This window comes from Streptomyces sp. NPDC013157, assembly GCF_042899865.1.
GTDB lineage: Bacteria > Actinomycetota > Actinomycetes > Streptomycetales > Streptomycetaceae > Streptomyces.
Map to the genome: position 1 here is coordinate 61,152 of NZ_JBIBAK010000026.1, position 11,755 is coordinate 72,906.

General features: G+C 70.1%; 14 protein-coding genes. 6 read left to right on the forward strand and 8 right to left on the reverse strand.

Going from position 1 to position 11,755, the window contains the following annotated elements:
* The first annotated feature begins 133 nt into the window (after nt 1-133).
* Nucleotides 134-613 (forward strand): GNAT family N-acetyltransferase, encoded by a 480-nt coding sequence (locus ACFY6U_RS48010; RefSeq protein WP_390048864.1) that lies wholly within the window; start codon nt 134-136, stop codon nt 611-613.
* Nucleotides 614-724: 111 nt separating this feature from the next.
* Here the strand turns inward: ACFY6U_RS48010 and sodN are convergent, their stop codons facing one another.
* Nucleotides 725-1,120: a superoxide dismutase, Ni gene (gene sodN / locus ACFY6U_RS48015; protein ID WP_020130742.1), complete on the reverse strand. Its 396-nt coding sequence runs from the start codon at nt 1,118-1,120 to the stop codon at nt 725-727.
* Between the two features lie 145 nt (nt 1,121-1,265).
* On the opposite strand from sodN, the gene sodX reads away from it, so the two are divergent.
* A complete protein-coding gene (sodX, locus tag ACFY6U_RS48020) occupies nt 1,266-1,718 on the forward strand; it encodes a nickel-type superoxide dismutase maturation protease (RefSeq protein ID WP_390048969.1) in 453 nt (150 codons plus the stop codon).
* Here the strand turns inward: sodX and ACFY6U_RS48025 are convergent.
* On the reverse strand, nt 1,604-2,251 hold the full coding sequence (locus ACFY6U_RS48025) for a CGNR zinc finger domain-containing protein (RefSeq protein WP_351500697.1): 648 nt from the start codon (nt 2,249-2,251) through the stop codon (nt 1,604-1,606). The two genes, sodX and ACFY6U_RS48025, sit on opposite strands and share 115 nt — an antisense overlap.
* A 100-nt stretch (nt 2,252-2,351) precedes the next feature.
* On the opposite strand from ACFY6U_RS48025, the gene ACFY6U_RS48030 reads away from it, so the two are divergent.
* On the forward strand, nt 2,352-3,122 hold the full coding sequence (locus ACFY6U_RS48030) for a class I SAM-dependent methyltransferase (protein WP_390048866.1): 771 nt from the start codon (nt 2,352-2,354) through the stop codon (nt 3,120-3,122).
* 63 nt (nt 3,123-3,185) lie between these two features.
* Here ACFY6U_RS48030 and ACFY6U_RS48035 read toward each other — a convergent pair whose 3' ends face one another.
* The 3 genes from ACFY6U_RS48035 to ACFY6U_RS48045 are packed head-to-tail and all read right to left on the reverse strand — an operon-like array spanning nt 3,186 to nt 5,902.
* On the reverse strand, nt 3,186-3,986 hold the full coding sequence (locus ACFY6U_RS48035; RefSeq protein ID WP_351500700.1) for an amino acid ABC transporter ATP-binding protein: 801 nt from the start codon (nt 3,984-3,986) through the stop codon (nt 3,186-3,188).
* Entirely contained in the window at nt 3,983-4,912 is a 930-nt protein-coding gene (locus ACFY6U_RS48040) for an amino acid ABC transporter permease (RefSeq protein ID WP_390048869.1), read from the reverse strand. The genes ACFY6U_RS48035 and ACFY6U_RS48040 overlap by 4 nt, the downstream gene beginning before the upstream one ends.
* A gap of 30 nt (nt 4,913-4,942) precedes the next feature.
* Nucleotides 4,943-5,902 (reverse strand): ABC transporter substrate-binding protein, encoded by a 960-nt coding sequence (locus ACFY6U_RS48045; RefSeq protein WP_390048870.1) that lies wholly within the window; start codon nt 5,900-5,902, stop codon nt 4,943-4,945.
* Nucleotides 5,903-6,485: 583 nt separating this feature from the next.
* On the opposite strand from ACFY6U_RS48045, the gene ACFY6U_RS48050 reads away from it, so the two are divergent.
* Nucleotides 6,486-7,718, forward strand: coding sequence for an NADP-dependent malic enzyme (locus ACFY6U_RS48050; RefSeq protein ID WP_351500706.1), 1,233 nt, complete (start codon nt 6,486-6,488; stop codon nt 7,716-7,718).
* Between the two features lie 290 nt (nt 7,719-8,008).
* Nucleotides 8,009-8,974: a zinc-binding dehydrogenase gene (locus ACFY6U_RS48055; RefSeq protein ID WP_390048872.1), complete on the forward strand. Its 966-nt coding sequence runs from the start codon at nt 8,009-8,011 to the stop codon at nt 8,972-8,974.
* A gap of 22 nt (nt 8,975-8,996) precedes the next feature.
* On the opposite strand, the gene ACFY6U_RS48060 is transcribed toward ACFY6U_RS48055, so the two are convergent.
* Nucleotides 8,997-10,076 carry a helix-turn-helix transcriptional regulator gene (locus ACFY6U_RS48060; protein ID WP_390048874.1) on the reverse strand — a complete coding sequence of 360 codons (1,080 nt, stop codon included), beginning with the start codon at nt 10,074-10,076 and terminating at the stop codon, nt 8,997-8,999.
* 1 nt (nt 10,077) lies between these two features.
* The gene (locus tag ACFY6U_RS48065) at nt 10,078-10,992 is read right to left on the reverse strand and encodes a DUF4097 domain-containing protein (protein ID WP_390048875.1); all 915 of its coding nucleotides are present in this window, start codon (nt 10,990-10,992) and stop codon (nt 10,078-10,080) included.
* A gap of 214 nt (nt 10,993-11,206) precedes the next feature.
* On the opposite strand from ACFY6U_RS48065, the gene ACFY6U_RS48070 reads away from it, so the two are divergent.
* Entirely contained in the window at nt 11,207-11,431 is a 225-nt protein-coding gene (locus ACFY6U_RS48070; protein WP_390048876.1) for a hypothetical protein, read from the forward strand.
* Nucleotides 11,432-11,454: 23 nt separating this feature from the next.
* Here the strand turns inward: ACFY6U_RS48070 and ACFY6U_RS48075 are convergent, their stop codons facing one another.
* Entirely contained in the window at nt 11,455-11,634 is a 180-nt protein-coding gene (locus ACFY6U_RS48075; RefSeq protein WP_023586593.1) for a DUF6104 family protein, read from the reverse strand.
* Nucleotides 11,635-11,755: the final 121 nt, after the last annotated feature.

The following is an 11,755-nucleotide window of genomic DNA, read 5'->3' on the forward strand; positions in this document are numbered from 1 at the left end:
CGGCCGGCTCACCCGTGGCGGAGTTCATGATCGGGATTGCGCTCGCGAACGGCCGTACGCGGCAGGCGCGACGCCGGGGGAGCGGGCGTGACCGGATGGACATGGTTCGGCCCGGTGACCGATGATCCCTTGCATGATCCGCGCCGCCACCGAGAACGACGTCCCCGAGATCCGTGCCATGATCCGCGAACTCGCCGCGTACGAACGGGCCGTGGAGCAGGCCCGGGCCACCGGGGAGCAGCTCCGTGAGGCGCTGTTCGGTCCCCACCCGGCGGCCTACGCGCTGGTGGCCGAGGACGAGACCACGGGGGGACTCGTGGGCTACGCGCTCTGGTTCCCGCGCTTCTCGACCTGGACCGGAACCCGGGGCATGCAGCTGGAGGACCTCTACGTACGTCCCGACGCTCGCGGCGGCGGTCACGGCCGGGCGCTGCTCGCCGCCCTCGCCGCGCTCTGCCTGCGCAGCGGCTTCGAGCGCTTCGAGTGGTGGGTGCTGGCCTGGAACGAGCCGGCGATCGGCTTCTACCGGTCGCTCGGGGCGGAGTTCCTGGACGAGTGGCGGATCTGCCGGCTGACCGGTGAGCCGCTCAAGGAGCTGGCCGCCGCGTCGTAGGCCGTCGCCGGCGAAAAAAGACCGCACCCGGACCCTCCGGAACACCGTGATCGGCGGTCCGTCGGGCCGGATGCGGTCCATGAAGGCCTTGGCAACCGGTAAGGGTGCGGGTCAGGCCTTCTTGGTCTCCCAGAAGATCTTGTCGATCTCGGCGATGAGCTCCAGGGCCTTCTCGCCGGTCTTCGGGTCCGTGGACGCCTTGGCGGCGGACAGGGCCTTCAGGGTGTCGTTCACCAGCTGGTGCAGCTGGGGGTACTTCTCGAAGTGCGGGGGCTTGAAGTAGTCGCTCCAGAGCACCGAGACGTGGTGCTTGGCAAGCTCGGCACGCTGCTCCTTGATGACGGTGGCGCGCGCCTGGAAGTGCGGGTCGTCGTTGGCGGCCATCTTCTCCTGCACGGCCTTCACCGACTCCGCCTCGATGCGGGCCTGGGCCGGGTCGTACACACCGCAGGGCAGGTCGCAGTGCGCGCTGACCTTGACCTTGGGGGCAAACAGGCGGGAAAGCATGGAGCATTCCTTCCTCGTGATCGTCTTCTCAGGTGGGACATTACTCCCTGGGAAGCCTGATTTCGCGAGTGCCCCCATGGGCTTAGGACAAAAGTCCAGGGTCAGACTGAGACTGGTGGAGGAACGGACCGGGGAGGTGCCGGGGATGCCGGAGCTGTCGCAGGAGACCGAGCGGGGGAGGGGCGCCGCGCTCTTCGGAGTGGCCGAGGTGACCGGCCCGTCCATGGTGCCCACGCTGTACCAGGGGGATCAGCTCCTGGTGCGGTACGGGGCGCGGGTGCGGGCCGGTGACGTCGTCGTCCTGCGTCACCCTTTCCAGCAGGACCTGCTGGTCGTCAAGCGGGCCGTGGAGCTGCGCGAGGGCGGCTGGTGGGTGCTCGGGGACAACGCGTACGCGGGCGGGGACAGTACGGACTACGGGACCGTGCCGGAGGAGCTGATCCTCGGCCGGGCCCTGTTCCGCTGGCGGCCGTTGCGGGCCGGTCAGCGCTCGCCGCTGGCGCTGGTGCGCTGGGCGCTCTCGGCCGCCAGGCCGGTGCTGGCCGACCGCGCGGGCCGGTCGGGGCGTTCCGCCTCCAGGCGTTTGCGGGCCCGGTAGGCGGCCACGTTGGCGCGGGTCGCGCAGCGGTCCGAGCAGTAGCGCCGGGAGCGGTTGGTCGAGGTGTCGAGGTAGGCGTTGCGGCACGGCGCCGCCTCGCACAGGCCGAGGCGGTCGACGCCGTACTCGGTGAGGTGGAAGGCCAGGCCCATCGCCGCGATCGCGGTGTAGCCGGCGGTGGCGTTGGACGGGTGGTCCGCCAGGTGCATGTGCCACAGCGGACGGCCGTCCTCGTCCCGGAAGTCGTGCCCGGAGATCTGCGGGCTCACCGGGAACTCCAGCAGGAGTGAGTTCAGCAGGTCCACCGCGAGGGTCTCCTCGCCCTTGTCGGCCGCTTCGAAGACCGCGCGCAGCCGGGCCCGGACCGAGCGGAAGCGGGTGAGGTCGGCCTCGGTGGCGCGCCGGGCGGCCTGCCGGTTGCCGCCGAACAGGTCGCGGACGGCCTCGACCGAGGTCAGTGAGTCCTTGCCCCGGGCCGGCTCCTCGCTGTTGACGAGCCGGACGGCGTAATCCGAGTAATAGGCCAGTTCCACTTGTAGTCCTTACGCGGGCACTCTATGGTCGGTCGTGCGGTCGGGTAACAGACGGTCGTGCTTCCAGGGTATTACGGGACTTGTGCGGTGGAGGGTTGCCATGACGGACGCGCCGACGACCACGACCGGGGCCGACTGGGGGGCCTGGCAGGAGAGCTGGGACCGGCAGCAGGAGTGGTACATGCCGGACCGCGAGGAGCGGTTCCGGATCATGCTCGACATGGTGGAGGCGCTGGTCGGTACGGCACCCCGGGTCCTCGACCTCGCGTGCGGCACCGGCAGCATCACCGCCCGGCTGCTCGCCCGCTTCCCGGACGCGGCGAGCACCGGGGTCGACCTCGACCCGGCCCTCCTCGCCATCGCCGAGGGCACCTTCGCGGGCGACGACCGGGTCACGCTCGTCACCGCCGACCTCACGGACCCGGAGTGGACCGCGCGGCTGCCGTACGACTCGTACGACGCCGTCCTGACCGCCACGGCCCTGCACTGGCTGCACAGCGAACCCCTCGCGGCCCTCTACGGTCAGGTCGCGGAACTCGTCCGCGACGGCGGTGTCTTCATGAACGCGGACCACATGATCGACGACAGCACGCCCCGGATCAACGCCGCGGAACGGGAGCAGCGGCATCGGGGTATGGATCAGGCCAAGGCGGCGGGGGCGCTGGACTGGGCCGAGTGGTGGCAGCTGGCGGCGCAGGACCCGGTGCTGGCCGGGCCCACCGCCCGGCGGTTCGAGATCTACGGGGAGCACGCGGACGGCGACGTGCCCTCGGCCGCGTGGCACGCGCGCGTGCTGCGCGAGAAGGGGTTCGGGGAGGCGCGGGCGGTGTGGTGCTCGCCGTCGGACACGCTGTTGCTCGCCCTCAAGTAGGCAGACCGAAGGGGCGGTACGAGCGACCTCGTACCGCCCCTTTCGCGTCATGCCGCCGTACCGCTACAGCACCTTCGACAGGAACGACTTCGTCCGGTCGTGCTGAGGGTTGCCCAGGACGTCGCGCGGGTGGCCGGACTCGACCACCACGCCGTCGTCCATGAAGACCAGGCTGTCGCCGACCTCGCGGGCGAAGCCCATCTCGTGCGTGACGACGATCATCGTCATGCCGTCCTCGGCCAGGTCCCGCATCACGTCCAGGACCTCGCCGACCAGCTCCGGGTCGAGCGCGGAGGTCGGCTCGTCGAAGAGCATCAGCTTCGGCTGCATGGCGAGCGCGCGGGCGATCGCGACGCGCTGCTGCTGGCCGCCGGAGAGCTGCGCCGGGTAGTGCCCGGTGCGGTCGCCGAGACCGACCCGGTCGAGCAGGCGCTGCGCCCGCTCCCGGGCCGACGCCTTCGACTCGCGCTTGACCTGGACCGGCGCCTCCATGACGTTCTCCAGGGCCGTCATGTGCGGGAAGAGGTTGAAGCGCTGGAACACCATGCCGATGTCCCGCCGCTGCGCCGCGACCTCCTTCTCCTTCAGCTCGTAGAGCTTGTCGCCGTGCTGGCGGTAGCCGACCAGGTGGCCGTCGACGTACAGCCGGCCGGCGCTGATCTTCTCGAGGTGGTTGATGCACCGCAGGAACGTGGACTTGCCGGAACCGGACGGGCCGATCAGGCAGAACACCTCGCGGGGCAGCACCTCCAGGTCGATGCCCTTGAGGATGTGCGACAGCCCGAACGACTTGTGCACGCCCTCGGCCTTGACCATCGGGGCGCCGCTGCTCGGCGGGGTGATGTCCTTGGCGAGAGAGCTCATCGGGCCACCTCCGGGCGACGGAACGAACCCCACTGGGACAGATTCTTCCGCAGCCGCTGCAGCGGGGTGGGCGGGAGGTTGCGCGAGGAGCCCCGGGCGTAACGGCGTTCGATGTAGTACTGGACGATGCTGAAGATCGTGGTCAGGAACAGGTACCAGATGCACGCGACGAAGTACATCTCGACCACCGCCAGCGAGGTGCTGGAGATGTCCGTGGCCTTCTTGATCAGCTCGGGGAGCTGGACCGCGTAGGCCAGCGACGAGGTCTTCAGCATGTTGATGAACTCGTTGCCGGTCGGCGGGATGATCACCCGCATCGCCTGCGGCAGGATCACCCGGCGCAGCGTCTGGCCCTGGGTCATGCCCAGCGCGTGCGAGGCCTCGGTCTGCCCCTCGTCGACCGACTGGATGCCGGCGCGGACGATCTCCGACATGTACGCGGCCTCGTTCAGGCCGAGCCCCAGCAGGGCGGTGAGGACCGGCGTCATCACCTGGTTCATCTCGTCCTTGTAGAACCCCAGGTTCAGGATGGGGAAGACGAGCGCGATGTTGTACCAGAGCAACAGCTGTACCAGGACCGGGGTGCCGCGGAAGAACCAGATGTAGAACCAGGAGACCGTGCTGGTGACCGGGTTCGACGACAGCCGCATCACCGCGAGGATCACGCCGAGCGCGACGCCGAGCACCATGGCCAGCACCGAGATGTAGAGCGTGGTCCAGGCGCCCGAGACGATGCCCTGGTCGAAGAGGTAGTCGGGGATGACGCTGTAGTTGATCTTCGCGTTGGAGAAGGCGATCCCGATCAGCACCACGAGGGCGATGACCACGACGCCGGACACCCATCGCCCGTAGTGGCGCACCGGGATGGCCTTGATCTGCTCCGGCGGCACGGACGGCGCCGGAGTCTTGTCGACCGTGTCAGTCACAGTGACGGCCCTTCAGTCGTGCCCGGGTGCTCAGGAGCCGCCGTTGGTCTTGGCCTCGGTGACCGCGCCCTGCGTGACGTTCCACTTCTCCAGGATCTTCTGGTAGTCGCCGCTCTTGATGATGGCGGCCATGGCGGCCTGGAGCGCGTCGCGCAGCTGGGTGTTCTCCTTGCTGACCGCGATGCCGTACGGGCCGGCCTCGATCTGCTCGCCGACGACCTCGAAGTCGTTGCCGCCGCCGGAGGTCTTGGCGTTGTAGGCGGCCACCGGGAAGTCGTTCAGGTCGGCGACGGAGGCGCCCTGCTTCAGCCGGAGCAGCGCCTCGGGGTCGGTGTCGAAGGTCTGGAGGTCGATGGCCTTGTTGCCGTCCTTCGTACACTTCTCGCTCTGCGCCTTGGCGATGCCCTCGGACGTGGTGCCCTTCTGCAGGGCCACGACCTTGCCGCACAGGTCGTCCAGGGACTTGATGCCCTTCGGGTTGCCCTTCTGGACCAGGATCGAGGTGCCGGCGGTGAAGTAGTCGACGAAGTCGACGCCGCTGCCGACCTTCTTGCCGGTGTCGGAGTCGATGCCGTTCTGGCGGTCCTTGGTGTCGTTCATCGCCGACATGATCACGTTGAAGCGGTTGGCCTGCAGGCCCACGATCAGGTTGTCGAACTTGCCGTTCTGGAACTCGAACTTCACGCCCAGCTGCTTGCCCAGCGCGTCCGCGATGTCCGGGTCGACACCGACGGCCTTGCCGTTCTCCATGTACTCGACCGGCGGGTAGGCGATGTCCGAGCCCACCTTGATCACACCGGCCTTGCGGATGTCGTCCGGCAGCTTGCTCGCCAGCGGGGCCGAGGACGACGAGGAGGAGCCGCCGTCGCCGCCCTTGTCCGTCTGGTCACCGCAGCCGGTGAGGATCAGGGCGCCTGCGACCGCGATCGCACCGAACGCGGCAATCTGGGAGCGCGAGGCGGTGGTACGACGGGTGGAGCCTGCGGTCATGGTGGGTTCCTCCGGCAGTGGGTAGGACAAGCCGATATACCGACATGTCTGATATGTCGGTATGCCGATGGGTCGACGGAAACACACACCTTCGGGTGTCGCGACCTCGTGGGTTTACGGCATCCTGCCATTGGGATTGCTCCAAGCAGACGTGTCACCATGTCAAAATCGGATAACGGGTGACCCCCGTGACGCGTCAGGCCGGTCCCTCCTCGACCCGCCGCCCCGCACATCTGCGGGAATCCGACCTTCTGGCCGGAAGATCTTCGGTTCACCGCCGGTTCATCTCGGGCTGCACCCCGTGATCTTCTGCCGGTCACCCAGCCGCTCATCTGTCGGCTGTCTACGACATCCGTGATGTGACCTTGCGCCTATTCGACTCGTCGTGAGCGCTGTCCGTCCGGTAAGAAGGTTCTTTACACCCCTCATCCGGGGCTCAGGGCGCGTGTGCGGCGCGCCCGTCGCGCAGGTGCTCGTACGTGCCACTCGTACGTATCAGTGATCGGGCCCTGCGCGGTGCCCGCCCACTCCCTCACCGGGAGTGGCCGACCCTCAAACCATGCATACCTAAGGGGTAAGACAAGTGGCAGCGGAGATCGTCAATCCTCGCAGCGACAGCGCGTCGGGCAGTACGGACCAGGACGGCGGGGCCGAGCCCCTCGATTCCTTCGATCCGGCGTTCGCGCTGCACCGCGGCGGCAAGATGGCCGTGCAGGCCACCGTGCCGCTCCGTGACAAGGACGACCTTTCCCTCGCGTACACGCCCGGAGTCGCGCGCGTGTGCACCGCGATCGCGGAACAGCCCGAGCTGGTCAACGACTACACGTGGAAGTCGTCCGTCGTGGCCGTCGTCACCGACGGTACGGCCGTGCTCGGCCTCGGGGACATCGGTCCCGAGGCCTCCCTCCCCGTGATGGAGGGCAAGGCGATCCTCTTCAAGCAGTTCGGCGGTGTGGACGCGGTCCCCATCGCCCTGGCCTGCACCGACGTCGACGAGATCGTGGAGACCGTCGTCCGGCTCGCGCCGTCCTTCGGCGGGATCAACCTGGAGGACATCTCGGCACCGCGGTGCTTCGAGATCGAGCGCAAGCTCCAGGAGCGGGTCGACATCCCGGTCTTCCACGACGACCAGCACGGTACGGCCGTCGTCACGCTGGCGGCCCTGCGGAACGCCGCGCGGCTCAGCGGACGGGAGATCGGGCAGCTCCGGGCGGTCATCTCGGGCGCCGGCGCGGCCGGGGTCGCCATCGCCAAGATGCTGGTCGAGGCCGGCATCGGGGACGTCGCCCTCGCCGACCGCAAGGGCATCATCTCGGCCGACCGCGAGGACCTCACCGAGGTCAAGCGGCAGGTCGCCGGGTTCACCAACAAGGCCGGGCTCAAGGGCACCCTGGAGGACGCGCTGGCCGGCGCCGACGTCTTCATCGGCGTCTCCGGCGGTACGGTCCCGGAGGAGGCCGTCGCCTCGATGGCCGAGGGTGCGTTCGTGTTCGCCATGGCCAACCCGAACCCCGAGGTGCACCCCGACGTCGCCCACAAGTACGCGGCGGTCGTGGCGACCGGGCGGTCGGACTTCCCGAACCAGATCAACAACGTGCTGGCGTTCCCCGGCATCTTCGCGGGCGCGCTCCAGGTGCGGGCCTCCCGGATCACCGAGGGGATGAAGATCGCGGCGGCGGAGGCGCTGGCGGCGGTCGTCGGCGACGATCTTGCCGCCGACTACGTCATCCCGTCTCCCTTCGACGAGCGGGTTGCGCCTGCGGTGACCGCGGCGGTGGCCGCGGCGGCGCGGGCGGAGGGGGTTGCCCGCCGCTGACGTTGCGCCGAATGGCCTCGCTCTCCTTGGGCGGGGCCATTTCTTTGCCCACCCGCCGACCCGATCGGGTGCTTACGAGGTGACCGTTGTGCTGGGGGCTGCCGCCCCCAGGCCCCCGCACGGGGGCTGTCGGGGCCGTCGTCGGGTGCTGGTGGGTGGGTGCTGGGCGCGCAGTTCCTCCCCCAGCCCTCGGCTGGGGGTACCCCAGCGCCTCCTACGGGGCGCAAGAGGGGATGTGTCACAACGGCCCCCGGTTTCGCGACCGGCGCCGGGAACCTATCGTCGGCCTTATGTTCGCCGTCTACGCCGCCCGAATCGACCGCGACCAGCCGCTCTCCGGCCTTGAGTTGGGGGAGCGCCCCGCCCCTGTGGCCCGGCCCGGCTGGAGTACCGTCGACGTTCGGGCCGCCTCCCTCAACCACCACGATCTCTGGTCCCTGCGCGGCGTCGGTCTTCCCGAGGGCCGGCTGCCGATGATCCTCGGCTGTGACGCCGCCGGCGTCGACGAGGACGGCAACGAGGTCGTCCTGCACTCCGTGATCGGGCAGAGCGGCCACGGGGTCGGGCCGGACGAGCCCCGCTCCATCCTCACCGAGCGTTACCAGGGCACCTTCGCCGAGCAGGTCGCCGTGCCCACCTGGAACATCCTGCCGAAGCCCAGGGAACTGTCGTTCGCCGAGGCCGCCTGCCTGCCGACCGCCTGGCTGACGGCCTATCGGATGCTCTTCACGAACGCGGGCGTGCGGCCCGGGGACTCGGTCCTCGTGCAGGGCGCGGGCGGCGGTGTCGCCACGGCCGCGATCGTGCTCGGCAGGGCCGCGGGGCTGCGGGTCTTCGCCACCAGCCGCGACGAGGCCAAGCGGAAGCGGGCCCTGGAACTCGGTGCCGTCGAGGCGGTGGAGCCGGGGGCCCGGCTGCCACAGCGCGTGGACGCCGTCATCGAGACCGTCGGCGCCGCCACCTGGTCCCACTCGGTGAAGTCGCTGCGGCCCGGCGGCACCATCGTCATCTCCGGCGCCACCAGCGGCGACCGCCCCTCGCACGCCGAGCTGACCCGGATCTTCTTCCTGGAGCTGAAGGTCGTGGGCTCGACCATGGGCACCAAGGACGAGCTGGAGGACCTGCTCGCCTTCTGCGCCGCCACCGGGGTACGTCCCGTCATCGACGAGCTGCTCCCGCTCGACCGCGCCCGTGAGGGCTTCGAACGGCTGGAGTCCGGTGACCAGTTCGGGAAGATCGTGCTGACCAACTCCTGACCCGGGGAGGGGCGGCCGGGCCTCAGGGTTTCGGGGTGTCCAGCAGCGCTCCTATGCGGGCCGCCGCCGCAGAGAGGTGGCGGCGGGCCTCGCGGAGCTGGTCGGGGGTGACCCCGTGGTCACGGGCCGCGTCGCGGATGTCGTCCCGGAAACGGTCCAGAAGCCGGTCGAGGTCGCGGGCCGCGTCGCCGGTGTCGGTCTCGTCGCCGTGCGCCCACGCGGGGACGTACTGCGCCGGGAAGTCCTCCGGGGTCTGCGAGTACTCCGGGGCCGCCGCGGACGACGGCGCCGGTGCCGGCTTGCGCAGGTTCGGGCCGGTGCCGGGATCCGGCTCGGTGCGGGTGCCGAAGCCCTTGCCGAAGTTCTTGCCGTAGTCCTTTCCGAAGTCGCCGAACTCCTTGGCGAGTTCGGTGAGGCCCTCGCGGACCCCCGTCGGCCAGTCGCCGCGCGCGAAGTGGTCCTGGACGTGCTCCTGCACCCGGCGGGCGATGCGCTGCATCTCCTCCTGGGCCTGGGCCCGCGCCTGGGCCTGGGCCTCCTGGGCCTGCCGGCGGGCCCGCTGGGCCTCGTCACGGGCGCGGCGGCTCTCGTCCTTGGCGCGGCGGGCCTGCTCCTTCCACTCCTGCTTGACCCGGCGCATCTCCTCCTTGGCGGCCCGCCACGACTCCTTGTCGCCGAGGTCGCCGTACTCCCCGGCCCCCGGGCCCGCGCCGTGCCGGGCCTCGGAGGCGGCCTCGCGCACCTCGCGGCGCAGGTCACCGGCCGCGCCGCGCACGTCGGCCCTTATCTCGGCGGCCAGTTCGGCCACCGACTCGCGGATCTCCAGCTCCAGGTCGGCCAACTCGCCACTGCGGTCGGCCAGTTCGGCGCGGCCGGCGTCCGTGATGGCGTAGACCTTGCGGCCGCCCTCGGTGGTGTGCGTGACCAGGCCCTCGGCCTCCAGCTTGGCGAGGCGGGGGTAGACGGTGCCCGCCGAGGGGGCGTAGAGGCCCTGGAAGCGCTCTTCCAGCAGCCTGATCACCTCGTAGCCGTGGCGCGGGGCCTCGTCCAGGAGCTTGAGGAGGTAGAGGCGGAGACGGCCGTGGGCGAAGACGGGAGGCATGTCAGAGCACCTTCTTGTCGGTCGTGCCGTCGGCCGGGGCGTCGGTCGGTTCTGCCGGACCCGCGGGTGGCTCGGCCTCCCAGGCCGCCCGCTCGTCGTCGTCCTCCTTGGGCGGGCGGCGCAGCAGGGCGATGGAGCCGGAGACCGTGGTGGCGCGGAGCTTGCCGGTGCCCGCGCCGAGGCGGCCGGTGATCTTGTGGGCGCCCCACTGGCCGTGCACCCGCAGTCCGTCGAAGGCGTTGGAGATCGTGCCGCTCGCGGTGTTGGCCTCGACCTCGGCGTCGGCCGGGTGCGGCAGCCGGATGGCGATCTCGCCGGAGACGCTGGTCAGCCGGACGTCGGTCGGACCGTCCGGGTCCAGGTCGATGATCATGGAGCCGCTGACCGAGTCGGCGCGCACGGCGGAGCCCGATCCCTCGACGACGGTCAGGTCGCCGGAGACGGAGTTGAACCGCAGGTCGCCGGTGACGGCCTGGGCCTCCAGGTTCCCTGAGACCGTGTCCGCGCGGACCTCGCCGGAGAGGCCGACCAGGGTGGTGTCGCCGGTGACGCCCTTGACCACCGAGGTGCCGGTGATCCCGGAGACGACGGCCGTCGCGCCGACCACGCCCACCTCCACGCGGGTGTTTGCCGGGACGGCCAGGGAGACCACCGCGCTGCGCCGCCAGCCCTTGCGGTCGAGCCACTTGAGGAAACCCTTCCAGGGCAGGTCCTCGTAGGCCACCGTGAGGGTGCCGCCCTCGTGCGTGACGATCAGGGGCGGGCCCTCGATCCGGGAGACCTCCAGGCGGGTGGAACCCTCGTCGGTGCCCACGACGTTGACTGTTCCGTTGACGATGCGGACGTGCAGGTCGCTGACGGGGGTGTCGAAGTCGAGCTTCTCGGGCTCGGCGACGGACCACTCGGACTTGGGCATGGTGCGGACCTCCTCGGGCCGGACACGACGGCTGGACGCGAACGCGATCGCACGGCTCGCGCCATATCGCGTCTTCCATGAAACACGATATATCGCGGGCGTCGGAAGTCAAGGCACGTGAGTGTGGTCGGTTGGGTGCGGTGTTGACCCTCGACGGGGGGCCGAATTGGTCACATATCGTGCGGTAAGCGGACGAATTGCTTACCGTGTGTCCATGTCGACGGATGAATCCAGAGCCGTCTCCCGGCCGTCCGGGTCACAGAGCGCGGAAGGCGTGCCGAGGGCCCGCCGGCTGGCCCTGGCCGAGGTGGCGGTGGGCCTGCCGGCCGCCGCGTGGGGGATGCGGCGGCGCAGCGTGGGGTGGGCCGCCGTAGGGGCGGTGCTGATGGCGCACGGGGCGTTGGAACTGTCGTACGAGACGGTGTTTCCGCGGGACTGAAGTCCCCGTGACGGGGTGCTCGCCTACTCCTCGTCCTCGTCGTCCAGCCGGGCCAGCCACGTCGCCAGGCGCTCCACCGGGACCTCGAAGTCGGGGTTCAGGTCGACGAACGTGCGGAGCTGTTCCGCGAGCCACTCGAAGGTGACCTCTTCCTCGCCGCGCCGCTTCTCCAGTTCCTCGATGCCTCGGTCGGTGAAGTACATGGGGTGCTCTCCTGCTGCCTGCATGTGTGGGTGCCCGGTGGTGGGCGTCTACCAGCCTAGGCGGACGGCAGAGGTGGCCGGCCCGGCCCCGGGGAGCGAACGCCGAAGGGTCCGGCCCCCG

Coding starts and splice junctions, on each gene's coding strand:
- ACFY6U_RS48010 (WP_390048864.1), top strand. CDS start 134: ATGATCCGCGCCGCCACCGAGAACGACGTCCCCGAGATCCGTGCCATG.
- sodN (WP_020130742.1), bottom strand. CDS start 1,120: ATGCTTTCCCGCCTGTTTGCCCCCAAGGTCAAGGTCAGCGCGCACTGC.
- sodX (WP_390048969.1), top strand. CDS start 1,266: ATGCCGGAGCTGTCGCAGGAGACCGAGCGGGGGAGGGGCGCCGCGCTC.
- ACFY6U_RS48030 (WP_390048866.1), top strand. CDS start 2,352: ATGACGGACGCGCCGACGACCACGACCGGGGCCGACTGGGGGGCCTGG.
- ACFY6U_RS48035 (WP_351500700.1), bottom strand. CDS start 3,986: ATGAGCTCTCTCGCCAAGGACATCACCCCGCCGAGCAGCGGCGCCCCG.
- ACFY6U_RS48045 (WP_390048870.1), bottom strand. CDS start 5,902: ATGACCGCAGGCTCCACCCGTCGTACCACCGCCTCGCGCTCCCAGATT.
- ACFY6U_RS48055 (WP_390048872.1), top strand. CDS start 8,009: ATGTTCGCCGTCTACGCCGCCCGAATCGACCGCGACCAGCCGCTCTCC.
- ACFY6U_RS48060 (WP_390048874.1), bottom strand. CDS start 10,076: ATGCCTCCCGTCTTCGCCCACGGCCGTCTCCGCCTCTACCTCCTCAAG.
- ACFY6U_RS48065 (WP_390048875.1), bottom strand. CDS start 10,992: ATGCCCAAGTCCGAGTGGTCCGTCGCCGAGCCCGAGAAGCTCGACTTC.
- ACFY6U_RS48070 (WP_390048876.1), top strand. CDS start 11,207: ATGTCGACGGATGAATCCAGAGCCGTCTCCCGGCCGTCCGGGTCACAG.
- ACFY6U_RS48075 (WP_023586593.1), bottom strand. CDS start 11,634: ATGTACTTCACCGACCGAGGCATCGAGGAACTGGAGAAGCGGCGCGGC.